This window comes from Moorena sp. SIO1G6 (assembly GCF_010672795.1).
GTDB lineage: Bacteria > Cyanobacteriota > Cyanobacteriia > Cyanobacteriales > Coleofasciculaceae > Moorena > Moorena producens.
Map to the genome: position 1 here is coordinate 1 of NZ_JAAHFZ010000038.1, position 26,013 is coordinate 26,013.

General features: G+C 43.2%; 22 protein-coding genes and 3 pseudogenes. 9 read left to right on the top strand and 16 right to left on the bottom strand.

From position 1 onward, the window contains the following. Nucleotides 1–136: 136 nt before the first annotated feature. The 9 genes from F6K63_RS26250 to F6K63_RS26290 form a co-directional block, all read right to left on the bottom strand. Nucleotides 137–580: a carboxymuconolactone decarboxylase family protein gene (locus F6K63_RS26250; RefSeq protein WP_071104064.1), complete on the bottom strand. Its 444-nt coding sequence runs from the start codon at nucleotides 578–580 to the stop codon at nucleotides 137–139. A gap of 54 nt (nucleotides 581–634) precedes the next feature. Further along, complete coding sequence (locus F6K63_RS26255) at nucleotides 635–1,261, bottom strand: FMN-dependent NADH-azoreductase (RefSeq protein ID WP_287313508.1); 627 nt, start codon at nucleotides 1,259–1,261, stop codon at nucleotides 635–637. Nucleotides 1,262–1,263: 2 nt separating this feature from the next. Then, the gene (locus F6K63_RS26260) at nucleotides 1,264–1,560 is read right to left on the bottom strand and encodes a hypothetical protein (RefSeq protein WP_071104062.1); all 297 of its coding nucleotides are present in this window, start codon (nucleotides 1,558–1,560) and stop codon (nucleotides 1,264–1,266) included. 240 nt (nucleotides 1,561–1,800) lie between these two features. Beyond that, entirely contained in the window at nucleotides 1,801–2,820 is a 1,020-nt protein-coding gene (locus tag F6K63_RS26265; RefSeq protein ID WP_287313509.1) for a methyltransferase, read from the bottom strand. 53 nt (nucleotides 2,821–2,873) lie between these two features. Then, nucleotides 2,874–4,571 (bottom strand): class I adenylate-forming enzyme family protein, encoded by a 1,698-nt coding sequence (locus F6K63_RS26270; RefSeq protein WP_287313510.1) that lies wholly within the window; start codon nucleotides 4,569–4,571, stop codon nucleotides 2,874–2,876. A gap of 88 nt (nucleotides 4,572–4,659) precedes the next feature. After that, nucleotides 4,660–4,938, bottom strand: a complete 279-nt coding sequence (locus F6K63_RS26275) for a hypothetical protein (protein WP_071104059.1) — start codon at nucleotides 4,936–4,938, stop codon at nucleotides 4,660–4,662. 135 nt (nucleotides 4,939–5,073) lie between these two features. Beyond that, nucleotides 5,074–6,186 carry a 3-dehydroquinate synthase II family protein gene (locus F6K63_RS26280; protein WP_071104058.1) on the bottom strand — a complete coding sequence of 371 codons (1,113 nt, stop codon included), beginning with the start codon at nucleotides 6,184–6,186 and terminating at the stop codon, nucleotides 5,074–5,076. Beyond that, nucleotides 6,186–6,974, bottom strand: coding sequence for a 2-amino-3,7-dideoxy-D-threo-hept-6-ulosonate synthase (locus tag F6K63_RS26285; protein WP_071104057.1), 789 nt, complete (start codon nucleotides 6,972–6,974; stop codon nucleotides 6,186–6,188). Before F6K63_RS26285 ends, F6K63_RS26280 begins: the two co-directional genes overlap by 1 nt. A 442-nt stretch (nucleotides 6,975–7,416) precedes the next feature. Continuing rightward, nucleotides 7,417–7,554, bottom strand: a complete 138-nt coding sequence (locus F6K63_RS26290) for a hypothetical protein (RefSeq protein WP_158026374.1) — start codon at nucleotides 7,552–7,554, stop codon at nucleotides 7,417–7,419. 246 nt (nucleotides 7,555–7,800) lie between these two features. Between F6K63_RS26290 and F6K63_RS26295 the strand changes: the two genes are divergently transcribed. Then, a complete protein-coding gene (locus F6K63_RS26295; RefSeq protein ID WP_287313511.1) occupies nucleotides 7,801–11,352 on the top strand; it encodes a WD40 domain-containing protein in 3,552 nt (1,183 codons plus the stop codon). A 139-nt stretch (nucleotides 11,353–11,491) separates the two neighbouring features. Here the strand turns inward: F6K63_RS26295 and F6K63_RS26300 are convergent, their stop codons facing one another. After that, a complete protein-coding gene (locus F6K63_RS26300) occupies nucleotides 11,492–12,430 on the bottom strand; it encodes a CBM96 family carbohydrate-binding protein (RefSeq protein WP_287313512.1) in 939 nt (312 codons plus the stop codon). A 227-nt stretch (nucleotides 12,431–12,657) separates the two neighbouring features. Here F6K63_RS26300 and F6K63_RS26305 point away from each other — a divergent pair, with 227 nt between their 5' ends. Together F6K63_RS26305 and F6K63_RS38015 are read left to right on the top strand one after the other, a co-directional pair. After that, entirely contained in the window at nucleotides 12,658–13,425 is a 768-nt protein-coding gene (locus F6K63_RS26305) for a DUF4058 family protein (protein WP_287294946.1), read from the top strand. A 285-nt stretch (nucleotides 13,426–13,710) separates the two neighbouring features. Next, nucleotides 13,711–13,989: pseudogene (locus F6K63_RS38015) on the top strand (IS630 transposase-related protein); the annotation flags it as partial. A gap of 119 nt (nucleotides 13,990–14,108) precedes the next feature. Here the strand turns inward: F6K63_RS38015 and F6K63_RS26315 are convergent. Beyond that, the gene (locus tag F6K63_RS26315) at nucleotides 14,109–14,276 is read right to left on the bottom strand and encodes a hypothetical protein (RefSeq protein WP_154659821.1); all 168 of its coding nucleotides are present in this window, start codon (nucleotides 14,274–14,276) and stop codon (nucleotides 14,109–14,111) included. A 74-nt stretch (nucleotides 14,277–14,350) separates the two neighbouring features. Here F6K63_RS26315 and F6K63_RS26320 point away from each other — a divergent pair. Continuing rightward, a pseudogene (locus F6K63_RS26320) lies at nucleotides 14,351–14,501 on the top strand (IS630 family transposase); the annotation flags it as partial. A 515-nt stretch (nucleotides 14,502–15,016) separates the two neighbouring features. Here F6K63_RS26320 and F6K63_RS26325 read toward each other — a convergent pair. Beyond that, a complete protein-coding gene (locus F6K63_RS26325) occupies nucleotides 15,017–15,652 on the bottom strand; it encodes a response regulator (protein ID WP_008185384.1) in 636 nt (211 codons plus the stop codon). Then, entirely contained in the window at nucleotides 15,649–16,890 is a 1,242-nt protein-coding gene (locus tag F6K63_RS26330; RefSeq protein ID WP_287313513.1) for a sensor histidine kinase, read from the bottom strand. The genes F6K63_RS26325 and F6K63_RS26330 overlap by 4 nt, the downstream gene beginning before the upstream one ends. A 161-nt stretch (nucleotides 16,891–17,051) precedes the next feature. Between F6K63_RS26330 and F6K63_RS26335 the strand changes: the two genes are divergently transcribed. The 3 genes and pseudogenes from F6K63_RS26335 to F6K63_RS26345 all read left to right on the top strand — a co-directional run. Next, nucleotides 17,052–19,391, top strand: a complete 2,340-nt coding sequence (locus tag F6K63_RS26335) for an alpha/beta fold hydrolase (protein WP_287313514.1) — start codon at nucleotides 17,052–17,054, stop codon at nucleotides 19,389–19,391. A gap of 40 nt (nucleotides 19,392–19,431) precedes the next feature. Next, complete coding sequence (locus F6K63_RS26340) at nucleotides 19,432–19,719, top strand: hypothetical protein (RefSeq protein WP_287313515.1); 288 nt, start codon at nucleotides 19,432–19,434, stop codon at nucleotides 19,717–19,719. 108 nt (nucleotides 19,720–19,827) lie between these two features. Continuing rightward, nucleotides 19,828–19,917 (top strand): annotated as a pseudogene (locus F6K63_RS26345) (DUF4058 family protein); the annotation flags it as partial. A 36-nt stretch (nucleotides 19,918–19,953) separates the two neighbouring features. Here F6K63_RS26345 and F6K63_RS26350 read toward each other — a convergent pair. Then, nucleotides 19,954–21,846 carry a DUF262 domain-containing protein gene (locus F6K63_RS26350; protein ID WP_287313516.1) on the bottom strand — a complete coding sequence of 631 codons (1,893 nt, stop codon included), beginning with the start codon at nucleotides 21,844–21,846 and terminating at the stop codon, nucleotides 19,954–19,956. Between the two features lie 140 nt (nucleotides 21,847–21,986). Between F6K63_RS26350 and F6K63_RS26355 the strand changes: the two genes are divergently transcribed. Then, nucleotides 21,987–22,292, top strand: coding sequence for a Uma2 family endonuclease (locus F6K63_RS26355; RefSeq protein WP_071104049.1), 306 nt, complete (start codon nucleotides 21,987–21,989; stop codon nucleotides 22,290–22,292). Between the two features lie 384 nt (nucleotides 22,293–22,676). Here F6K63_RS26355 and rpiA read toward each other — a convergent pair whose 3' ends face one another. After that, entirely contained in the window at nucleotides 22,677–23,387 is a 711-nt protein-coding gene (gene rpiA, locus F6K63_RS26360; RefSeq protein ID WP_287313517.1) for a ribose-5-phosphate isomerase RpiA, read from the bottom strand. 383 nt (nucleotides 23,388–23,770) lie between these two features. Continuing rightward, nucleotides 23,771–24,253 carry an RNA recognition motif domain-containing protein gene (locus tag F6K63_RS26365; protein WP_287263187.1) on the bottom strand — a complete coding sequence of 161 codons (483 nt, stop codon included), beginning with the start codon at nucleotides 24,251–24,253 and terminating at the stop codon, nucleotides 23,771–23,773. Between the two features lie 384 nt (nucleotides 24,254–24,637). On the opposite strand from F6K63_RS26365, the gene F6K63_RS26370 reads away from it, so the two are divergent. Beyond that, nucleotides 24,638–25,999 (top strand): DUF2157 domain-containing protein, encoded by a 1,362-nt coding sequence (locus F6K63_RS26370; RefSeq protein ID WP_287294256.1) that lies wholly within the window; start codon nucleotides 24,638–24,640, stop codon nucleotides 25,997–25,999. Nucleotides 26,000–26,013 lie beyond the last annotated feature (14 nt).

Here is a 26,013-nt window from a genome sequence, read left to right on the forward strand (position 1 = left end):
TGATAGCTGATAGCTGATAGCTGATAGCTGATAGCTGATAGCTGATAGCTGATAGCTGATAGCTGATAGCTGATAGCTGATAGCTGATAGCTGATAGCTGATAGCTGATAGCTGATAGCTGATAGCTTACCACCCTCTAATAGGCACCTGGAATCATTTTTGTAGTAATAGCAATACGATTCCAACCATTGATCGTGACAATAGCCATCAAAAGTTTAGCTATTTCAGTTTCTGAGAAATATCGACTTACCTCTTCATAAACTGAATTCGGCACCTGATTCTCTGAAATCAAAGTCACTGCTTCAGTTAGCTCTAATACAGCCCGCTCTTCCGGGCTAAAAAATGGCGCTTCTTGCCAAGCATTTAGGGCATATATCCGTTGTTCAGTTTCTCCATTACTTCTAGCTTCTTTTGTATGCATATCGATACAAAACGCACATTTATTCAGTTGAGATGCACGAACTTTTATCAACTTAATTAGTGTTTTATCTAACCCACTTTTATTCACATAGTTTTCCAAGGAATTCATGGATAGATAAGCTGCTGGTTCAACTTTCTTGAGTTCCAATCTTGTTTCCATTTAAATACCTCAATTGGTTGGTGAAATTACAAAAATATTTGACCTTTGAAGTAATTACCAGGTTCCTACTGCTTTCTCAAGCTCAGCACGGGCATTGGCCAAAGATTGCTGACGGGCTTCTTCCCCTAAATCTAGTTTATCGGCATGAATAAACGTGATATCTGTAATGCCAATGACACCAAATATAGCCCGTAAAAAAGGTTCCTGATAATCGTAATCAGCACTAGGGGTTCCTGGAGAAAAACTACCGCCACGAGCTGTAAAAATTAGCATTTTCTTTCCCTTAGGAACTAAGCCCCGATATTGACCAGGTTCGTCAAAGGTAAAGGTGCGATTAAATCGAACAATTTGATCGATATATGCTTTGAAGGTAGATGGAACATTGAAGTTGTACATAGGAAGGCCGAAAACATAGCGATCGGCTGCTAAAAATTCATCCACCAAAGTATCTGATACTTTAATTGCCTCTACCAATTCAGGAGTGCGTTTTTCGGGAGGACAAAATGCTGCAGCAATCCACTTTTCATCCACATGGGGGACAGGATTATGACCTAAATCTCGATAGCTTACAGTGTCGTCTGGATAGAAAGACTTCCAAGTTTGAATAAACCGATTAGACAATTGCCGAGAAATAGAGCGATCCCCACGGGGACTAGCATCAATGTGAAGAATATGGGTCATAATTAAGTTGAAGGTTGTTTGCCTGTTTGGTGGTTTGGTTGAAGGTGGTTTGGTTGAAGGTTGAAGGTGGTTTGGTTGAAGGTGGTTTGGTTGAAGGTGGTTTGGTTGAAGGTTGAAGGTTGTTTGGTTGAAGGTTGAAGGTTAAAGGTGGTTTGGTTGAAGGTGGTTTGGTTGAAGGTTGAAGGTGGTTTGGTTGAAGGTTGAAGGTTAAAGGTGGTTTGGTTGAACGCGATCGCGTGGCCTATTGGCCAAGGTTGAAGGTGGTTTGGTTGAACGCGATCGCGTGGCCTATTGGCCAAGGTTCAGAATATAACCTTTAACCTGCTAACCTAATAACCTCTAACCTGTAAACTCTAACCTGTAACCTTCAACCTGCTAACCTTCAACCTGCTAACCTTCAACCTGCTAACCTTCAACCTGCTAACCTTCAACCTGCTAACCTGCTAACCTGCTAACCTGCTAACCTGCTAACCTGCTAACCTGCTAACCTGCTAACCTGCTAACCTGCTAACCTGCTAACCTGTTAACCTGTAATTGGATTATTTGATGCCTACTGCCATTGAGTAAGCTCCTAAAAGAGGTTTAGTGTAAGTGTCTTTGAATCCTACTTTGTCCATCCAAGCACAGCAGTCTGCTCCTGTGTAGTCGAAACCTCCAAAGGTCTCGATCAGCATATTTAGGCTCATCAGTAACCCAAAGGTGTTCTGGCAGCGCTGATCGTCGATTAGTGCGTCGTAGACAATCAATGCACCACCGGTCGGGAGTACTTCGTAGGCTTTGGCAATTAACAGGTGCTTTTGTTCTAGATTCCAGTCATGCAGGATTTGTCCCATAACCAAAACATCAGCACTAGGCAGCATATCCTGGAAAAAGTCACCACCATGGAAGTTTAATCGCTGGCTAAGTCCTCTCGAAGCAACATATTCCTCGTAAATTGGGCGAACCACTGGCAAGTCGAACCCACTTCCATGTAAATGGTCGTGACTTAGGGCAACGGTTACTGGTAACTGCCCTTGAGCGGTGCCGATATCGATAAACGTCTGAAACTTCTCCCACGGAAATTTCTCAGCGATCGCCTTAGCTACTCCCATACTGACCCCAGACATCGCTTCCAGAAAGAGTTTTAGGCGGGCAGGGTCCTGGTAAAGGGTGCCGAAGAAGTCTTCTCCATTTTTGGCTTCATTCTGGGGTTCACCGCTCCGTAACCCTTCTGTTAATGAACCCCAAAATCGATAGAGACGGCTGTTGTACATCTCTAGGTAACCACCGATATAGGAAGGCTTGGAGCGGTCAAGAAACAAATCACTTTCAGGAGTGTTACTGTAACCGTTATCATAAAATTCTAACACTTTTAAGGCAACTAGTGCATCCAAAAAATCTCGCGCACTACGGGGATGAAGTCCTAGTTTTTCAGTCAATTCAGCAGCAGTCATAGAACTCTGAGCCAGTTCAGTAAACACTCCCAGTTCGACTGCACTTAAGAATGTCTTAGATGCTGAGAAAGCAAACCCCAATTCTAATAATTTGTCCGGTACCAGCTGTTTAGTAACCTGTTGCATTGACTAGTCTCCTTCTAGTGTCATTTAGTAAAAAATGTTGATTTATAAACAAGCTAAGACCTAATTGGAACTTTGGTTAGCTCTGCATAAGCAAAATCATAAAGCCCTTTCCCCTCTAAGTTATGCTCAGCACAAATTAGGATATCCTGATATTGCTCGCGAAGCTTCCTTTTCAAGACTTTTCCTGTTGAACCGACAGGAAGATTACTGACAATTTCTAAGAAAGACAATGGTTCCAAATTGTTATACAATAGCTGATGATTGATAGCAGTAATCAGAGCTGATGCTTTAATACTTTCTTGTGTTTTAAGCTTGATAAAAGCCACCAAACCATCGAAGCCTTTTTCCTTAGGGACCCCAATTATTGTACAATCAGCAACAGCTGAGTTGTTCTTCAAAATTAATTCTTCGATGGGTAAGGTATTGACTAAGCCCCTAGCGCACTGAATAGCATCAACCGCACGATCCACGTGAAAAAATTTATTTTCCTGATCATAATAAGCCAAATCCCCACTAATCCAGTACCCTTGTTTATAACTTTTGAGGGTGCGGTTAGAATCATTCCAATAGCCTGGTGTAATAGTTGGAGATTTAATACCCAGGAAACCTACCTGATAGGGTGGCAGTAGATTTCCCTCCTCATCTAACACTACAGCTTTTACAAAACTGCGTGGCTTACCCATATATCGATTATACAAGCTTGTCTGGCGACTAGAGACTTTATTAAACAAAGCCATGCCGAGTTCTGAAGCACCCAAACCATCAATAAAGACTGATTTAGAATTACCAGCATTTACCAGAGTCCTGATATGAGCTTCATGGGCAGCATCTCCCGTATTAATCCACATTTTTACAGAACTCAATTGGTCTTTTTCTAAAGCCTGGGAAGCCATGTCGGCATAAGTTTGTGGAAAAGCTGCTACTATAGTCGATTTAAGTTCTTTAGCTTGAGTAATAGCATTATTTCCAGATAAATCTGACAAAACCATAGTGGGTAATCCCAGTAAGGTGACTGTCATAAAGTAGCTAATTCCTGCCGAATGTGAACTAGGTAAGGCAAACAAAAATTTATCGGATTGACTAGCTGGGAAATTTAGCAGACGAATTCGTTTGCCAAAGAAAAACTGTTGATGCCCAAATATTACTGGCTTAGGCTTTCCAGTAGTACCAGAGGAATGACAGATCATAATTGGATGAGAATCTGTAGGAGAATATGGATACCACTGGGGAAGCTCTATCTCTGAGCTTTGAACAGATGTATTGTTGACATCTGTGGCAATAAACTTTAATGACTCATTAGTTTTGACGTAGCCACTAATAGTATCCAGGTGCTTCTGATCAGAATATAAACCAATGGCACCAACACGACTGATAAAGTCAGCAGCAATATCAGGATCCATACGACCGTTTACCAAAACTGGAATAGCACCTAGGTTGTTTAGTGCTAAGTAATGGATAAAGTAACCTATTCCATCGTCTAAATAGATAGCAACAGGATCATTCTCACGAACACCAGATTTCCTGTACCAAGAGGCATAGTTATCCACAACATCTTTTAAGGAAGATAAACTAAACCTGTTGATGGTCTCCCCTGTGAATGTTTTAAAAGGTTTTTCTAAAAACAAAAAATCATTGTTTCGATAAGGGTTATTAGCAACAGAGTACTGGAGAAAGTTACCACATCCTAATGGCTTGGTAAGGAATAACTTAAGTCTTTGGTACAATGGCAAAATAGTTGGGTTAATGTTCATGAGGTTAAATCCAAGTTCGTGTTGCAAGATAATTGATAATACCTAACAGATAATGTAAGGCCAATAATGCCGATTTTTTTTTGATAATTCAAATCAAATTTGCCAGTTCACTATCAGACAAGATAATCTCCCCATAATCGGGAATCCAAGCTAGCCAGGTATTATCAGATTCCCGACCTAAAATAAGAGCTTCTTCACAATGAATCCAGTTAGGGATATCAGGGGCTTTTACCCAAACTTGAGAGTCGAATTCTGCCTCAAGGTTACTTGAGTTAATCTCAATCGATTTGTTTCTAAAACCTAAGGTCGATTCAGTCTGCCTATTTTGTTTTGGCTTATAGTCATTTAAGCTAAGTAATTTACTCATTCTTAAATCCCCTCTTACTTGCTAATACATGTTGACTGTTTCCAAGGAAAGGAAATGATATCGTGTCCGGTTGTGCGCGATAGTGTTATTTGTCGTTGTTTCTTTGGTAATCGATACTCCCGGACATGATATTATTTACTTTTCCAGACAAGACTCTTTAACTGGAAGCCCAACATGGCGTCCACTGGGCGCAGTATGACCAAGCAGCTTATCACCAGGCTTCAATTCTGTGACATTCAGGACTTTACCACCAGGTCCAAGAACTCTTACATGCCAATCGTCTTGGACAATCACGTTTACCGGAATTCCAGATTGAGACACTGCATCTATACTGAGTAGGGGACGAACTTCTATCTTCATCCTGCCTACAACTATTTCTCGTGCCTTGCCATCACAATTTACCCCTAACACCTTGTGTCCTGAACTCAGCTCACTAAGATAATTAGTTTGACTAACACTAGACACTAAATAAGAATGTATAGCACCAGCATTAACTCGGAAAGGACGAGTTGGCATGTAGGGGAGTGGATGGGTCTCGCTGCTAACTAAAATCATTCCTTGGGAATAAGAACCAATTAGCAAACCTTCATCTTTGGCAAAGTTAGAACAAGTATCTACACAAGCCCTTTCTCCCATTCCAATATGGGAAATTTTTGTCACTTCAAGTTCTTCCAGTGAAACTTCCAAATTGTTTGCCTTACGACACAGTTGCCCAAGCTCTCTGGCATCGATAATCCCGTTAGGGGTTAGCATGACCCCATGTGACCCTTTTTCTAAGACCCCCAGGACAATTTCTGCTTCCTGAATATCTTTGACAATGGTAATTATTTTGCCATCCGTGTTGTCTGCTGATGCTAAAACAATCTCCAGAGGAATTTTTGTGGGGTCTTTAAAATAGATGACAGCCCATTTTTCCTGTCTAGCTATCTTACAAGCAGTTTGTAAGGTCTCGTCGTCGATAACATGAATAAAAAATCCAATTTCTGCTTTAGATTTGTAGGTTTCTGGTTGAGTAGTTATTTCAGAATACCAGGAATGATCAAACAGTAATATATCGGCCTTTTCGATACATCCTTCCGCTTCTTCTGGGCTGTCTACAAAAGCAATGCGAGAGACAGAATCATGACAATCCATGACTGGACTTGATGAATCAACCACCACTCCATTGATATCAGAGTTTAGAGACCCACACATCGCTTTATAGTCAACATCATTAAAGCTTCTAAGGTCTAACCAAGATAATTTCATTACGCTACCTCCTTGATGGTAAACTGATAGGGATTACTGATAACTTTGGCAATTTCTTGAGAAATGAATGAGGGATTACTGTGTTGAAATATATTTCTACCAACAGCAACGCCTTTACCGCCAGCCTTGATGGCATCTTTGATCATCGATAAGATCGAGCTATCTGAATTGCTCTTTGCTCCTCCGGCAACGATAACAGGGATGTCAACAGCATTAACAACTTGTTTAAACGATTGAACATCGCCAGTGTAGTTCACCTTGACAATATCTGCTCCTAGCTCCCAGGCCAATCTGGTTGAGTGAGCGATCGCATCTGCATCGTACTCATTTTTAATCTTCTCTCCTCGTGCATAAACCATTGCTAGCAATGGCATACCCCATTGATGACAGGCTGCTGAGATTTGGCTGAAATCTTTGAGCATACGGTATTCATCGTTTGCCCCAAGATTAACGTGAATTGAAACTCCATCTGCACCAAGCTTAATGGCTTGTTCAACACTACTGACTAGATGTTTGGAAGATGGATCGGGAGATAGGTTAGTTGACCCAGAAAGATGCAAAATTAACGATATATCTTTCTGAATTAAACCTGGATGGATTGCCCGAGCTATCCCTTGATGAGCAACAATTGCACTAATGGTTTTCTCCGGTAACGATCTGATGAATTGATGAACTTTTGCCAGACCATTAACCGGACCAAGTGTAAACCCATGGTCAATTGGAACTATAAAATAGTTGTCTAATCCTTTGAGAATTCTTGCCAAACGATAATTTTTACCAAGAGACATAAGAGACTCCTTTTGACTTGATTACATGATGTGGTGTTTTCCAAAATCGTCACCTGTCAGCCGTTGGCCGTTGGCCACGCTACTTGAGGTGCTGTCAGCCTAATGCTTAAAATAAACCTGTTTGGCCTATGGCCACGCTACTTGAGGTGCTTTCCGTAACAGAGATTAAACGAATGCTTACCTCTTTTATTCAAAACAGTTTCCTCCTCAATAACCGTGCGTATAGCGCTAATCGCTGTTCGCTGATAGCTGATACGCGACACGCTGAATGCTTACTGGAAAACTAACTTTTAGTGTTTCACCGCACTTAGCTCAATCTCGATATTTCCATCTTGCCTGACACTCACAAACCGAAAGTCTCAGTTTTTGCCTCAGTTTTTGTCTTAGTAACTGGAACTCAGGTGAGTTGTCTGGTTTTTTTTAGAGTAATCTCAGGAATTTCTTAGATTTGGCTCAGGTTGAACTCAACAGGATAACTTACATAGCAAAGGGCACTTCGGAGTCGGGAGTCAAGCGCACCGAGGGAGTAGGGAGTCGGGAACTGTAGTTTTACAACCAGCTCTGCTAGCCTAGAGCTCAAACTGGTTTGTCTCAGTTTTTGTCTCAGTGGTTTCAGTTATGCTGTGTTTCTGAGATTTTTCTCATGTTTCCCTCAGATTCCCTCTTCCCTAACTAATTCCATAACTTTCCATAACATTTCTACATTGCCTGCCTTTTTGGTCACCCATAAATTAAAGAGTTAGGTATAGTGGTGGCTGGATTAGGGATGGTGCCATAGCGATCGACCTTATGGATTGGGGGTTAAGCAAATCAAGAGAGTGGAGTTATGATGAATTCCGTGCGAGCATCTGAATCAGGACTTAAATTAGTAGACCAAGCTAGACGTCAGAAAAGATGGAACAAAACAGCGGTAGCTTGGTATACCAGTGCATTTACCTCTAGGGCAACCTTAAACCGATTTTGGGGGAGACAGTCAATTCGTACTGACACCTTCATGGCCATTTGTAGTGCTGTAGGTCTTGATTGGGAAAAGGTAGTTGAGCCGGATGAGATTGAGATAGATCAGATGGAGCTAACAGCGCTATCGACAACTGCTCTGGCTGGAATTGGACATCTTGATTGGGGTGGAGCTCCAGAACCGAGGAGTTTCTACGGTCGGATGCAGGAACTGAATACCCTACAGGAATGGATTCTACAGGACAACTGCTGCCTGGTGGCACTTCTAGGGATGGGGGGAATTGGCAAAACCACCTTGGCTGTGAAGTTAGCCCATCTGCTACAGGATAAATTTGAGTTTGTGATGTGGCGCAGTCTACGGAATGCTCCGCCCCTAGAGGAAGTCCTGGCAGACATGATTCAATTTCTGTCTGTGCAGCAGGAAACGAATTTACCATCGTCTGTGGATGGCAAAATTTTGCGATTGATTCAGTATTTACAGACGGCCCGTTGCCTGCTGGTTCTTGATAATACCGAATCGATCCTCGAAAGTGGTTCTCGCAGCGGTGGCTATCGAGAGGGATATGCTGGATACGGTGAGCTACTCAGAACTATTGGGGAAACTTCCCACAATAGCTGCCTAGTGATGACCTCCCGGGAGCCACCTCAAGACTTGAACATTCTGGAGGGGGAAGCCTTACCGGTTCGCTGCTTCCCACTCAAAGGTTTACCAGAAACCCACGGACAGGAAATCTTTAAGGAAAAAGGACATTTTATTGGGGATGACACCCAATGGATGACCCTAATTGAGCGTTATGCCGGAAATCCTTTAGCCTTAAAGATGGTAGCCTGTGCAGTCAGAGACTTTTTTGATAGCAATATTGCTCAGTTTCTGGATTTTTTAAAGGAAGGCTCATTCATTTTTGATGATATTCGGGATTTACTAGATCGGCACTTTCAGCGCCTTACCTCCACAGAAAAGGAACTGATGTACTGGCTAGCTATCAATCGGGAACCCATTTCTCTTGAAGAACTGCAAGAAGACTTTGTATGCTACCTATGCGCTACGGATATTTTAGAAGCTGTAGGGTCTCTACAACGGCGGTCATTGATTGAGAAAACCTCAACTGGGTTTACCCAACAACCTGTAGTCATGGAATACATGATTAATCGACTGATCGAGCAGATTCCTGAAGAGATTATTAGTCAAAATATCACTATCTTCCGCACTCACTCCCTACTCAAAGCCAGCGCCCCTGACTATGTTCGGGATGCTCAAGTTTGTCTGATTCTAGAACCGATTATTGAGAAATTACTCTCTAGTTTTGGTTCTACAAAACAGCTGGAAAATCATCTCCTGGAAATCCTCTCAATGCTGCGCGCCCCGACTCCTGGGGTGAAAAAATCTACTCTCCAGATGGGATATGTCAGTGGTAATACTATTAATTTACTGAATCAATTACAGATTGATTTAAACGGTTATGACTTTTCTGGCCTGACAGTTTGGCAAGCCAACCTACAGGGACTGAAATTACATAATGTCAATTTCGCTGGCTGTGATTTGGCTGGCTCAGTGTTTACTGAAACCCTAGGGAATATGTTATCGGCAGCATTTAGTCCAGATGGGAGGATGTTGGCAATCTGTGATACAGATTTTCAGATTCGCCTATGGCATGTGCAAACTGGTAAACTACTGGTAATCTGTGAGGGTCACACTAATTGGGTACGCTCTGTTGCGTTTAGTCGGGATGGTAAAACCTTAGCCAGTGGTAGTGCTGACCATACCGTCAAGTTATGGCAAGTCAGTGATGGCAGCTGCTTGCAAACTTGTACTGGACATACTGATGAAGTGTTCTCAGTTGCTTTTAATCCTCAAGGTAATACCCTGATTAGTGGTAGTAGCGACCACACCGTAATACTCTGGGATGGTGACACGGGTCAATGCCTCAACAGGTTTACTGGACATACCGGTTGTGTGAGATCAGTTGCGTTTAGTACTGATGGCAAAACCCTAGCCAGTGGCAGTGATGACCACACTGTAATACTCTGGGATGCTAGCACTGGTAGTTGGGTTAGAACTTGTACTGGACATACCAGTGGAGTACGCTCAGTTGCTTTTAGCACTGACGGCAACACCCTAGCCAGTGGCAGTAATGACCACACTGTCAGACTTTGGGATGCTAGGACTGGTAGCTGTGTTAGTACTCACACCGGACATAGTAGTGGAGTCTACTCAGTGGCTTTTAGCACTGATGGCAAAACCCTAGCTACTGGTAGTGGTGACCATACTGTCAGGCTATGGGATTACCACACTGGTATTTGCCTGAAAACCTTGCATGGACATACTAATCAGATCTTTTCTGTGGCGTTTAGTCCTGAAGGTAACACCCTAGTCTGTGTGAGTTTAGATCAAACTGTCAGACTTTGGGATTGGGGCACTGGTCAATGCTTGAAAACTTGGCAGGGACATACTGATTGGGTATTTCCAGTGGCTTTCAGTCCTGATGGTAAAACCTTGGCAAGTGGCAGTAACGACAATACAGTCAGACTATGGGATTATCATAGCGATCGCTGTATCAGTATTTTGCACGGACATACTGCTCACGTGTGTTCAGTGGCCTTTAGTACTGACGGTAAAACCGTAGCTAGTAGCAGTAGAGACGAAACTATCAGGCTTTGGGATATCAAGACGGGAAAATGCTTAAGGATTTTGCACGGACATACTGATTGGATCTATTCCGTCACTTTCAGCGGTGATGGGAAAACCCTAGCCAGTGGCAGTGCTGACCAAACGGTGAGGCTTTGGGATCAGCGTACTGGTGACTGCGTCAGCACTTTGGAAGGACATACTAATCAGATCTGGTCAGTGGCTTTCAGTAGTGATGGTAAAACCTTGGCCAGTAGCAATACTGACCAAACGGTGAGGCTGTGGGATGTTAGCACAGGGGAATGCTTGAAAACGTTACAGGGACATGGTAATCGGGTCAAATCCGTCGCTTTCAGTCCTAAGGATAATATCCTGGCCAGTTGTAGTACAGACGAAACGATACGCCTCTGGGATTTGAGTACGGGTGAATGCTCTAAACTATTACGGGGACACAACAATTGGGTCTTTTCCGTGGCATTCAGTCCCGATGGCAACACTATCGCTAGCGGCTCTCACGACCAAACTGTCAAGGTGTGGGATGTTTCGACAGGGGAGTGCCGCCACACTTGCACCGGACATACCCATCTGGTCTCTTCTGTTGCCTTTAGTGGGGATGGTCAAATTATAGCTAGTGGCTCTCAAGACCAAACGGTGAGGCTTTGGGACACTAAGACGGGGAAGTGCCTGAAAATTCTCAGAGCTCCCAGACTCTACGAAGCGATGAATATCACTGGAGTGACAGGATTAACTGAGGCACAGAAAGCAACCCTGAAACAGTTGGGTGCGATCGCATAAATAGGCAATGCCATTAATTGTGCCTAGGTACTACTTTGAAATGCGGAATGTGAGCCAAAACCCAATCCTCCTGCTGAGAATTGGGATTGGTTTCAATAAGAGCGATCTAGAACATTGGTAAGTCGTGGAGGACTAAAGGTTATGGAGCTTTGGCATGGGGCAGACTGGTGCAAGCAAGACCATCTTTGTTCCCATCTAGACGGAAACGATCATCCTCAAAGTAGTTAAACACAGCCTGTGCCTCTTCCTGAGTCTTAAAATCCGAGCAGTTACAATCGGAATTGACACAATCGGGAAGCTCAAAAAGATTGGCTGTATCAGTTTCATGGTTGCTTTGAACAGCAGGTTTCAGAGTAGCCATTAGTGTAGGAGGGCTATACTCAGTGCTTTCTTTAGACGCAAAAACGATATAGGCATCTGGGGCTTTATATTCTGCACGATTAATCAGAATAGTCACTATGTCATCAGTATCACCTTTGATGAAATCTAGTAACTCAGGTGAGTTAAAGCTAAAAGAATCTCCTGTCGCTATAGAAGCTGCAGGGAGTTTCCCTAAGTAAGTTGTTTGGTTTGAGAGAAATAAATTGGTAGAGTAAGTATCATTACCCGGCGCGTTATTCCAAGTGGTTTTGGTTTCAGACCAATTTTCGTCTACTCCATCATTCAAGCCATAAAACTCAATAGATCCTTTGGTGTTGGGAAGGTTTATCGTACTCAAATTCAGGCTCACATCATCAATACCATCATTCAGCTCACTGAGATCAAATCGGAGGTAAGTTTTGCGGCTATAAGAGACGGTGTTATCAAGCTTGACGACTAATTTACCGTTTGTTCCATTATTCTTACTAGAGTAGGAACCACCTCGGATAAAGGTGTCTGCTCCATTGCCCGCTGCTGTAGTAATTAGTTTAAGATTGCCAGTGATTGGTGCTACTTGGGGGTTTTCTACATTTTGTATGCTCCCGCTTTCAGCGTTAACCATGGCTTGGCTTGGAGCGGGGAAGAGCATCACGGCAGGAATTATCAAAACCGCGCTCAGCAGAAAAGCCCATAGACTTCTGAGAGATAATGGTACCATGTTACGTTGTTGTAATTGCGTTAACAATAATGGTGCATCTATACTATAGAGCAATCCTGGGGGGCGACATGTAAGCTGAAATCCTTAGAGCTAATTTATAGCGTAAATCTTAAGAGCTCAAATCCTTACCCAAAATCCCTCTGTACTTGATTAACTCTTGCCTCTAGCATGCATGCCTCTTGCCTTTCCTTAAGGAAGTATGTTCACAACTCAAATCAAAATGCTATATGCCTAACCCATTTCCAGGGATGAATCCCTACCTTGAACAACCGGAATATTGGTCGGATTTCCACAATCAATTGCTGGCAGCTTTGGCTAGAGCATTAATTCCTAAACTGCTACCTAAATATCGGGTGGTTACCGATAAGTGGGTTTATAAGATTGCTGGCTCAACGAAGATTGCCATTGGTAGACCAGATGTTACGGTTCAACAAAGCCGAGATGCTTCAGTCGCAATGGCTACAGCAGTTGCGGTATCTGAACCGTCAGTTCAACCGATTAAGGTAGCTGTTCCTTTACGAGAAGAAGTGCGACAATCCTACATCGAGGTTAAAGATGTAGCCACCAAGGAAGTGGTAACAGCGATTGAAGTGATCTCCCCTGCCAATAAACGAGGAGAAGGGCGTCTTAAATACGAAGCCAAACGCCAGCAGATTTTGGAGAGTATGACTCATCTGGTAGAAATTGACCTGTTGCGAGATGGGGAACCCTTGCCTGTTTCTAACAGCAGTAATCCGAGTCATTATCGGATATTAGTCAGTCGTTCTAATACCCGTCCCACTGCTGACTTGTACCTTTTTAATTTAAGCGATCGCATTCCCTCTTTTCCGCTTCCCCTGCTTCCTGGGGATACCGAACCAATGGTAGAATTACAGACATTGGTGGATCAGCTTTATGACCAGTTAGGGTACGAGTATTTTATTGACTATAGCACCAGTCCGCCATTGCCTTGGTCGGAGGATGATGTGGCATCTTGGGCAAGAGATCGTCGATAAAATTTGTGAATCAGGACAAAAATAAGTTCTCGACTGTATCAAGCCATAGCTCATTAGCCTCAAAATATAGTAAGCTTTTTAGAGCCCATGTCGCCCCTAAAGCTATCTAAGTCTTAAAAGCGCTTCCCCAACATAAGAATCTGTTGGGTATTTCTTGCTAGTTCAGTGGCATCACCATTACGCCAGTATAGATCTTCTCCAACATATGATATAGCAGTCGAAGCAAAGCTTAGGACATAATAGTCAAAAAGCCAAATAGCCAGGACTTGTTAATAAATTAATAAAATGGCAGTTCCTTACAGTTACGATTTAAGAAAAAAAGTGATTAGTGCTATCGACGATGGCATGGTAAAAACTCAAGCTAGTCGTTTATTGAAAATTAGCCGAAATACAATTGATATCTGGTTAAAAAAGAGAAATTAAACAGGAGATTATAGGCCAAAAGAGGGTTATCAAAAGGGATATAATCCGAAAATAGCTGATTTGGAGAGATTTAGGGAATTTGTACAATCTCATGGTAGATCAACTCAGAATGAAATGGCAGAAGCATGGTCAGAAAAGATGTAAGTATTCAGCTATCAGCTATCAGCTATCAGCTATCAGCTAATGCGCACGCTACTTGAGGTGCTACAGATGGTGCTTTTGAATAAGCGATGCAGAGGTGCGACCCGTGGCGAATTTAATTACGGGTCAAACGCACCATTACGGTCTTGGGGAGGCAGAGGTGCGACCCGTGGCGAATTAAATTCGCCTACGGAAAACGCACCATTACGGTCTTGGGGGTTCCCCCCATGACCGCGCTGCCGTGGTTTCCCCCACTCGCGCTTGGGATCAAGACAACAGGTAAGCATTGGAATAATGCTGAGTTACTTTAGCTGACGGCTGACGGCTGACGGCTGACGGCTGACGGCTGAATGCTTACGAAAAGATTAGTGATAGGACTTTTGGTATTGCCTTAAAAAAAATCGGTTATACCCGAAAAAAAAACTTACGGTTATCGAGAAAGGGATGAATAAAAAAGGCAAGAGTTTCTAGAAAAAATTTCTAAAAAGAAGCCAGACAAGCTAGTTTACATAGCGGTGCGACCGTGAGGTTTCCAACTCCTAGGTCGCCGCTCCGCGAACGCCTAGGGAAGGCGCACCAAGAGAGGATAAAAAATTCGATAATTAGTTGAATCAGCCGGTTGTTAACTTCAGGTGCTACCCAAGGGCGCGAGGAATTGCTCGCGCCCTTGGAGGCGCGCACCTTACTATTTGCCCCCCTATTCTCCTGATTTAAAGAAAATAGAACATTATTGATTTTCGATTAAAAATCGAGTGATAAAATAAATAATTACTATCGAAAAATTTCGTATTAAGAGTTGATTTGGCTGTTTATTTAACGTCCTAATCTATACTTATACGGCTATAAAATATGATAGTTTAATTCAGAAAATATTTGTCCAAATTCCGGAATTATTGCTATTTTTATTACGTCAAACTCAGGTAATCATCCCGTGGGTTGGTTGTTGCAGTTTAGTTTTTACCAAAAAAGCTCTGCTATGATGATTTTCCAGATAAAATAGTGATAAAATAGTTTAATTTAATGCACATTAAAGATGCTGATGAGCCCAGAGGGCAGCCTGAGTGCGATCGCGAACATCCAACTCACAGAAAATATTAGTTAGATGATTTTTAATCGTGCCTTCGGTCAGATTAAGGGCGGCTGCAATTTCTCGATTGCTTTTACCTTGTCCCAACAGCTTCAGGATCTGTAGTTCCCTCTGATTGAATTGAGCATGATAATCTGTTTTTTCCCGTTCAGGTTGGGTATTATTCAGTTGAGAAAACACCTTTGGAGCGATGGTAGGACCTAATTGGCTGTATCCCTGATGCAAACTACGAATGGCCGCTGCCACCTTAGGTGCTGGAGTACTTTTAAGCAAATATCCCAACGCCCCAGCCTGAAGAGACTGGAACACATAGTCATCATTGTCAAAGGTGGTTAAGACCAGAATCCGAATCCAGGGGTAGCGGGTATGGATTTCTCGGGTTGCTTGCACGCCATCGCAGATGGGCATCCGCACATCCATCAAGATAATGTCAGGCTGTAACCTCTCCGTGAGGGCAATGGCCTCTTCACCGTGATTGGCTTCACCCACCACCTCGAGATCATCCTCCAGGGACAACAGTGCCGCCAGTCCCTGACGAAAGATGGGTTGATCATCAGCCAATAGAAGTCGAATCATCGTGGTATCCTAATCTGAATACAGCTGCCTTGTCCCGGTGTGCTATCTAATTGTATCGATCCGCCTATCAGCTGAACTCTCTCCTGCATACCCCTGAGGCCAAAACCCTGGGTGGGTTTAGCAATATCAAAGCCAATACCGTCGTCCTTTAGCTCAAGGATAACCGCATCAGCCGAAGCATATCCCTTGAGGTGAATAACCTGGGCTTGACTGTGTTTGCGGATATTTTCCAATCCTTCCTTAAGCACACAGTAAAGCTGATGATTGGTTTGTAACGGCAGCTGGGGCAAATCTATTTTGCTTTTAACCGTTATGGATGGGTTGGATGTAAAAGATTCCAGCAGCTGTGGCAGGGCCTTATTAAGATCAAAGGTCTCTTCTCGCATGGTGGTCACCGCCCGACGTACTTCTTGTAAGGATTGGCTGGCCAGCACTTTGGCCGTGTCTAACGCTGGTTGAAGCTTATTAGAGTTTCGTTCGTAGAGTCGTTGTGCTAATTCTAGCTGCACATCAAGAGAGGTCAAAGTATGCCCCAATGAATCATGAATATCGCGAGCAATGCGGGTGCGTTCTAAATCTGCCGCTAGCAATTCAACTTCCTGAGTTAAGGCGATTGCTTGCTGACGACTCCTGTACTCAGCCACCAAGGTTAAACAGAGCAGAAGAATAAGTATGCTCATAGAAATATAGAGTACAAGGTTATTGAAAATAATATCTGCAAGCAATACTTGGGGAGCCTCTTGGATGATTTTTACTCGCTCTTCAAAAAGAGCTTTCTGCTCTTCAATTGGGTTTGAGATATCACTTAGAAAAGCATTCATAAACCACCACGCAAAACCTATATGCCAGGCAATACCGGCTAAAACCACCGTGATGATAACGTCCCGGCGACGCAACAGAAAACAGCTTTTGGCTAAGTATAGAAACAGAAAGAGATCCAAACCCACCTGAGTAAAGATACGTGTCAGTAACAGACAGCCAATTTCGGCAAAGATATAGGCTCGTCGCTGCCACATGGGGCGACGAATTGGAAAGAAAAAGCTCAGAATTGCCAAAACTCCAAATACCCAGAAGACTAGATAGTTACTGTTATTGGCCTCATAGGGCAATGATTTATTCAGGATGGGAAAAATCAGTCTCAGGGTCACCATGACTAAGAATGCCCATTCCACATAGCGCAGGATTTTGGGAATTGAAGGATTAATGGTGGAAACCTGAGGAGTTGTCCGAGCTGACATCAGCTTACTTAATGCTTATGACTGCTTCTACAGCTTATGAAATTTATGAATAAATTTCCATGACAAAAGTCATGTATCCATATGACCTTTCGCTATAGTCAGTTTGAAATGCCCTATTTAATATTGAATTATAAGCAACTCTTCAGAGAATACGGTTTGTCATGAAACAATTTGAATTTGGTGCAGGTTTGATGATGTCTATTAGTTTGATAGGTTTTAGCCTTGGCAATCCACCGCTGCCCCTAACGGCAAAAACTGCTAGCGCTGCTGAAAGTCAGACCGCTGTAGCACCTTTACTTCAGCGGGAACTATTCTTTGGCGATCCAGAGATTACGGGTGCCCAGCTTTCCCCCGACGGTAAGTTTCTGGCCTTTCAAAAACCTCTAGACGGCGTGATCAATGTGTGGGTTAAGGGCATCGATGAACCGATGGAAGCTGCTCGTCCAGTCACGGCTGATGCTGAAAGCCCAATTATAATTTACTTTTGGAGCGCCGATGGTCGTTACATTCTCTACGGCCAGGATAAAGGGGGCAATGAGAATTTTCACATTTATGCGGTTGAAGCTAAATCTTTAGGTGAGACTAGCCCGGTAACCCGCGATTTAACCCCTGTAGAGGGGATTACGGCCAGTATTTATAGTGTTCCTAAACGGACTCCCAACCACATCATTATCGGTCTTAACGAGCGCAATCCCCAGTTTCATGATGTCTATCGTTTGGATTTGACAACAGGCGAGCGGACGCTGTTGATTCAAAATGACGATAAGATTGCCCTCTGGACAACGGATTTAGACGGTAATGTGCGCATCGGCTATCGCCAAACCCTGGAAGGGGGGCATGAGATTCTGGCGGTGCAAAAAGATGGATTAACACCTGTTTACACCTGTCGAATTGAAGAAACCTGTGTCCCCATTCGCTTTCATAAAGATGGCCAACGGGTCTATCTGATCAGCAATCGGGATGGGAATTTAATCCAGTTAGAGCTGCTTAATCTCGAAAATCAACAGAGTCAGGTCGTAGAAGTTGATCCTGAAAACCAGGTGGATTTTGGCGGTGCAGTGTTTTCACAAGCGACTGATGAGTTGATTGCTACCTCCTATGTTAGCGATCGCATCCGCATCTATCCTCAAAACGACAAGATAGCCGCTGATCTAGCATTTCTGAAACAACAACTGCCCGACGTTGATATTGTGTTGCAATCCCTTACCCTGGATGATCGCTTTGCGTTGATTGGAACCCAGAGTGATGTGAATCCCGGGTCTACTTATCTATTTGATCGTAGTACTCAAACCCTGGAAAAACTCTACGATGATCGGCCAGAGCTGCCCAGGGAACATTTGGCCACCATGCAGCCGATCCGCTATACAGCCCGTGATGGTCTAGAGATTCCAGCCTATCTGACCCTGCCCCAGGGGGTAGACCCAGTGAACCTACCGGTGATTGTCATGCCCCACGGTGGACCTTGGGGACGAGATATGTGGGGGTACAAGCGGTTTACCCAGTTTCTGGCTAATCGCGGTTACGCCGTTCTCCAACCCAACTTTCGAGGGTCCACTGGCTATGGTAAAGCCTTTCTAAATGCCGGTAACAACGAATGGGGCACGGGTGCAATGCAGCATGACCTGACGGATGGCGTCCAGTATCTGATTGATGCAGGGATTGCCGATCCGGAGCGTGTGGGAATTTTTGGTGTCTCCTATGGAGGCTATGCCACCCTAGCTGGTTTGGCATTTACACCAGATATCTATGCCGTTGGCGTATCCTATGTGGGGCCATCGAATCTGATTACCTTGCTCAAGTCAATTCCTCCCTATTGGGAGTCGATCAAGGCTAAGTTTGCTCTGCGGCTGGGAGATCTCGATGATCCGAGCGATCGCTCCCGTCTAAAAGCCCAGTCACCCCTGTTTTCCGCCGACCAAATTCAGGCCCCACTAATGGTAATTCAAGGAGCCAAGGATCCCCGGGTTAAGCAAGCGGAATCGGACCAAATTGTGGCCGCATTGCGAGATTTAGGCCGACCGGTGGAATATCTGATTGCCCCCGATGAAGGCCATGGTTTCCGTAAGGAGATCAACTCGCTGGCTATGACAGCTGGATTAGAGAAGTTTTTAGCTGAACACCTGGGCGGACGTTACCAAGCTGAGATGTCTGAAGACGTACAAGCTCAACTAGAAAAATTAACTGTTGATATTGACACTGTCACAGTTAATGAATCCGGTGAGCCCGAGATTGTTGAGCTTGACCCAGCAATTTACAACCGCTATGTGGGAACCTACGAGTTACTCCCTAATATGCAGATCGCTATTCGAGTCGAGGAAGAACAACTACTCGCCCAAGCCACAGGGCAGGAAGCGTTTAGCCTTTATGCTGTTTCAGAAACTAAATTCTTGGCTCAGGTTGCAGATATCACGATTCAATTCAATTTGTCAGCAGATGAAACGGTTGACGGATTAACACTTTATCAAGGGGGTCAGGAATTGATTGCATCCAAGGTGAAGTAATTGAATAGATTGAGATTGGGGGCACACTGCTGTGTGTCCCGTGCAGGATTTAAACAATACTAACGAGGAGCCTCTAGTTATGGAAACAGAAACGACTCAACGTACTGCAATACAAGTATTAACTCAGGCAGCAGCAGGTGCGGCTGGCGGATTACTGGCGGGCATCGCTATCATGTCTATCTATCGATGGCTTTGGCATGTAGAGATATCTTTGAACAACATAATGCTTTTAAGCATAGGCTTCTCCATTTACTGTGGAGTTTTATCTGCTTGGCTAGGGAAACGATTCTGGAATTTACTAGGTAGCTTTATCAGCTATATCAGCTGATATTTGGTGTGAGGCAAGGCTCCCTTAGAGGAAACGGTTAAGGGACTCACCCTTGATCAGGCGGGTCAGGAATTGATTGCCCCTAAGGTGAATTAGTGCTATCCATTTAGTTTAAGCGATCGCATTCCCTCTTTTCCGCTTCCCCTGTTTCCTGGGGATACCGAACCAATGGTACAATTACAGACATTGACGGTTTAAGAGTATCCCCATGTCGCCCCTAAAGCTATCTAAGTCTTAAAAGCGGTTCCCCAACATAACAATCTGTTTGGCATTTTTTGCTAGTTCAGTGGCATCACCATTACGCCAGTATAGTTCTTCTCCAACATATGACAGTTCCTTCTGGGGCAAAATATTAATAAGGATAAGACCTAAGCCATCGAATGGATTGAAATCCAGATTTGATAGCACTGAGTCCCTAAGTGATGGAGATAAATCAGATTTTTTTATTGCGTTTTTCCATTTTGAGAAGTATTCTTGTTCTGATATACCTAGGACTTTAGCTTCTCGATTTACACCAGCGACAAACCACTTTCCAATCTGTCTACACTCTATATTATCGAGCTCTTTAATTCGATCGGCATCGGTCTTTTTATCAGTCACTCCAATAATTATTTTTCCAGTTTTGTCTAGACCATTGTTCGCGATTGCACAGATTGTTTTGATCACATTTTTAATAAGCTTTTCATCAATATATCGATGATTCTCAAGTGAAAGAAGTCCCGGTTTTAGTTCATGGTTAGGTAGCTCGATTTCTGCTCTATTCAACATAGATTCAATATCAATTATTGAAGGAGTCTCATAAATCTTTTTTTTATTTTCTTTTTCAGTAAAAAAGCCTCCAATTAATTCCTTGACTATGTCTACATTCTTACGCCGCTCTTCAGCTTTCGTAGCTGTCCGGGTTGTGTCTATTATTGTAGCCAGGTTAAAAATTGCTTCCCTGATACCTGAATAATCAGTTATCTCTTTGCTTTCTTTAACAATTAATTCGTGTAATCCAATCATAATAATAGCAAAAACAGATGGAAAAGCATTACTTCTTTTCTTTCCATAAACAATATCTCTTAACTTTTCAGATTTTCCTTCCTTGCAGATTATAATAATTTTATCAACACAGTATTTAAATTCGTCGGCAAATTTTTGACTGCCATATACTTTAAGAGCAGCCAAAATTCTTTCTGATTCACTGCTTCCTTCTTGATAAATCTTATCAAGAGCATCTTTTGATCGCTCAATCATTCTTTTACCTACAATGCACGCAGCTATATCCGCGATGCATTGTTCATCCATGCTATCTCGCAAATCAGTTGACCTCAGAATACCTTGCTTCACCCAAAATACATCATCAGCTTTAACAGTGTAGCCATGTTTAGTCTTTGGTAAATCAATACTGATAGATCGCATCTGTTGCAGAGGCAGAATATCAGTATCAGTTTGATCTCGTCGAAGGATGGACGCAATTTTTCTGACCATATTAGAAAAATCATTTTGTACACCAGCCTGACGCCTTTCTTGATCACTTAAACGACGGCCATATGTATTGATTCTGTCAAAAACATCATTTACTTCAGTTTCTGTGGCATTACGCATTACTGAAAATGCCAGATTATAGTCTAATATCACACGAACTTCTTTGTGATCAAGATATGAATTTGCTTTGGTGTTTGGTTCGAACAAGCCTTCATCTACTGGATCATTTGTCGTTAAAAAATACTGAGAATCAAAATATTTTTTATTATTTTTATCTCCAATGTAGAAAGCATTTTCAATGAATGAAATAATACTGTGAATTCTTTGCAAACCATCGATAATCTCATAAGTTTCACGAGAATCATCTAACTCGGCAATTAAAATTGCTGGTATGGGATATTTTTTAAGAATTGACTCGATTAGTTTTTGCTTTTCTTCCAAAGTCCAAACCAACTTTCTCTGATACCGACGGTTTACATAAAGCTTTTTTTCCCTGTACCATGCGTAGACAGATTGGATTGGTTTAGGTTCGGAAACCAATTCAGCCATGTTATTTATAGTTCTCCATAATCCTTGATATCCTATATTATCTAGAGTGCCCTCAAAAGCCGGGTAAATACCATCAAATTGGGATCTACCGAAACTAGTAGGGTGCATCTCCTAAAAGCTGTTTGACTCAGTGGTGCGTTACGGGACGGACTGTTCCAACTGGCGAAGAGGCTGAAAATTAGGGAGAGGCGGTCCCTAACACACCCTACTAAACTATAGTTACATCTCAATTGCCAGGATTAACGGTTATGTCAAGTCAACTAGAACCCCTACTCAAGCTAATAGTTCCACCATCGTTAGACCTCAAAGTCAGTCACCAACAGTTTGAACAATTAGCCACTGCTAACCGAGACCTGAGATTAGAAAGAACTGCCCAAGGAAAATTGATTGTGAATCCACCAACAGGATGGGAAACCGGTAAAAGAAATCTAAGTATTACCAGGCAATTAGGAAATTGGTATGAGGAAAACCCGGAAAAAGGAGAAGCTTGTGCCACAAGCGAACGAGGTTTTTTTGAAGCTGTTCGCGTAGCGTGGCCAAAGGCCTTTCGCTGACGGCTGACGGCTGACGGCTGTTCGCGTAGCGTGGCCAAAGGCCTTTCGCTTACGAATTCTTGATAAATTCTTGATTTTCCGGGATTAGCCTTTGTCGCAGGTTAGGGTAGTAAAGAAGCAGTTAGGAGAGTTTACGATTATGGAATCCCATGATTTTTTGATGTTAGTTCTGTTACTAAGTCCTGGTATGTTGCTTTCAGCAGTGATCATGCTCACCTTTGCTGCCGGTGGCTAAGCTCGACAAAGTCTAATCAACTACTCTTTAGCGGAAAAATTAATCAAGCCGTGGGAGATACAGTTAATTGCCTTGGCTTGGGAGAAATATCTGAGTATTTCTATCAAGCAATAATCCCACGGCACCTTCAAGCTTTAGTGCTGGAGTTGTTAAATTTCCCGGATCACGGTCTGACCATCCTTAACTTCTCCAACTAGAACCAGATCGGTAACCCCAACAAATAAACCATTTTCCAGAACACCAGGAATATTATTGATAGTTTTTTCTAGCTCAGCTGGGTTATCAATGGCGTCAAATTTAACATCAACGACCATATTTCCCTGATCCGTAATCACTGGTCCAGCTTTTTTGACCCCCATGCGCAGTTCCGGTTTACCCCCTAGCTTTTGAATGGCATTCATAACTGGTGTGATTGCCATCGGGATAACTTCTACAGGTAATAGGAAGGTAGACCCCAAGTGTTCAACTATTTTAGTGCTATCCACCACTACGATAAATTGTTTGGCCAGGGAATCTACAATTTTCTCACGGGTGTGGGCAGCGCCACCCCCCTTAATCAAATTTTTCTGGGGATCAACTTCGTCAGCACCATCAATCGCTACATCAATGTGATCCACCGCATCAAGGGTAGTCAAAGGAATACCGTACTGTTTCGCCAAGACTTCTGCCTGGAAAGAGGTAGGGATGCCTACAATATCCTTAATCTCTCCAGAGCTTAAGCGATCGCCTAAAAACTGAATTGCATAGGCAGTCGTTGAACCAGTGCCTAGCCCCACAATCATTCCTGACTGCACCCGCTTGGCAGCTGCTTTGCCAACTTCCTGTTTCATTAGCTTAATGGGGTCAATTTCTGCACTCATAACAACGTTAGTGGTTAGTGGTTAGTGGTTGTTAGTGGTTAAAACTTAAGTTTTAGTTCACAACTGATAATTGTAAATCGATTGGGTAACAGACGATCCAAAATTACCTGATCTCCCTTTTAAATGACCATAAACCTATCGGGATTTGGCACTGATCATGAACCAAAAAAAATAAAAGACTCTCTGTCTGCCAGAATGAGTCAGATATCGAACTATTGAAGTAGTATTATCAGCAGTACTATCAGCAGACTGGTCAAACCCAGGCACTTGGTGATTAGATCTTTTATTGAGAAATTATAATAAGCCCACGCCTCCCTGACGGGTAGGACGTAGGGCTAATCTTACCAGAATTGGTAATGGAAATCAGTTAGATGTATCCCAACTTAAGAGTTAGTGGTTTGAGCCGATAACAGTTCTTTCAGCTTTGCCAATTCCTTAGCCCAACGGGGATCGGGTTGAATTCCACCGGGGTCAGATGTAGTCTGTTGATGCTTACGCTTATTAGACTTATTCTTGTTGTTGTTACGGCGAGGGGGAGGATTGTTGCTGGTAGATGAGGTTGATGCCTGATTGGGTTTTTCTTTCTCCTTAGATGGTTCTTTCTCTTGATTCTTAGATCGTGGCAGGGCTTTTTCAATTTTCAAGGCAGTATCCTTGAACATAAGACCATTGAACTTTTCAATGAATTGATCAGCCTCCTCATCCGTTGACACTGTGACGAAGCCAAAGCCCCGACATTTACCAGTTTTACGATCTTTAATCACTTTTGTGCTAAAGTTGTCACCGGCTTCAGCAAAAATAGCTTGCAGCTCATCACGGTTTACTTCTTCTTTAGGTAAGTTACCTATGTACAGACGAATAGACATTTAGAGATACCTCCGGGCTATAACAAAAAAAAAGGAAAAAATTGTTGACACCAGTCACTAGGGTGGATAAGGAGAAATTTGAGCGACGAACACTTACCACGTCTAGACAATCTTCTGACGTACCTTACCAACCTCAACTGAACAGACGGATGCAGTAAAATCAAAACTCCTATATACCACATGTTCGGAGCTACTACGACCCACACGTTGACCTCTGGTTTACCATTAGCTCCGATTCTAGTTAACAGTTTTTTACTTACTCTAATCTAATTATTACAGAATGTTTACACCATATCATGGACATAATCAAACATTCAGTCGGTTAGTGATTATAACATTGTATATTCCCAGATGAAAGTCTTAAGCTCTAAAAAATAGGTTGTGATGCCTTCCGATAAATTTCGTCACCAGTTACGTCTTGAAGCACAACAATGGCAAACAGAAGGGTTGATTGATGCTGGCCTATACGCTCAATTAGCGGAACGCTATCAATTTAGTGACCTGGAAGTAGCGGCCCGTAATCGATTCGTCGTAATTTTGCTAGTACTAGGCAGTCTTCTCTTAGGCTTGGGCATGATCACCTTTGTGGCAGCCAACTGGCAAGCCTGGTCTCGGTGGTTGAAAGTGACCTTGCTTCTGAGTGTCTTCTTCGGGATCAACATTGCTGGCTTTTATCTATGGCGAGACCCAACCCAAGGTAGGCATTGCCGTTTGGGACAGGGTTTATTACTTTTAGGAGCCCTGACTTTAGGAGCCAATATAGCACTGATGTCCCAAATGTTCCACCACAGTGGACCACTCTATCAGTTATACCTGATTTGGGGATTAGGAGTCTTAGCCATGGCTTATAGCCTACGCTTGACCCGATTAGGGATGCTGGCAATGGTCTTGATTGGGTTAGGGTATGTGCGAGGAATCTCCCAGCCAGAATTTCTAGCAATCACAGAGTTGTCTTGGCTAAGGCTAATCATACAACATATGCCAGTGTTTGCGGGTTTACTGTTTATTCCCCTGGCTTACTGGTGCCGTTCACGATGGATGTTTCGCTTAAGTGCGATCGCAGTAGTTGCTGGCCTGGAATGGAACTTGATCAACTTCGAGCTATGGCCAAATCCTGCTTGGATTGCTGCGATCGCATGCGCCCTACCACCAGCCTTGTTATGGTCATACGGGGATTTCCTGGGAACAATTCAGCCCAACCTCCAGGAATTTAATCGCACAGCCCGCACCCTTGGGATCACTTTCCTCAGCCTATCATTTTATTTTTTGTCTTTCCACGTGTTATGGGATAGTTCACCATCAGTCAAACCCCTAGTTGACGTCACCTCAATACTCTTGGAACCTGCCGTGATTGATAGTGTCATTTTAGGTAGCTTAACGATCTGGGCGTGGATAAAACTGTTGCGTCGAGTGGACTCAACAACTAAGGTTGTGGCTACTATGATTGTGATCAGCGCCCTAGTTCCCTATTGGCATCTCAGTATTGGTATTCTACCCATATTAGCCGTATTCATCTTCAATCTGCTTTTATTCCTAATCGTCATCGGTTTAATCCGCGCCGGACTAGCAGAGGGGAAACGAGGTTTATTCTGGGGTGGCATGGTGCTACTGACGCTGCAAATTTTGACCCGGATGCTGGAGTACGATACTGGTTTATTAGTCAAATCCATAGTCTTATTCCTCTGTGGGCTAGGTATTATTGGTGCTGGACTATGGTTTGAGCGCTATTTGAAGTCTGAATTATGATTTATGAATTATAA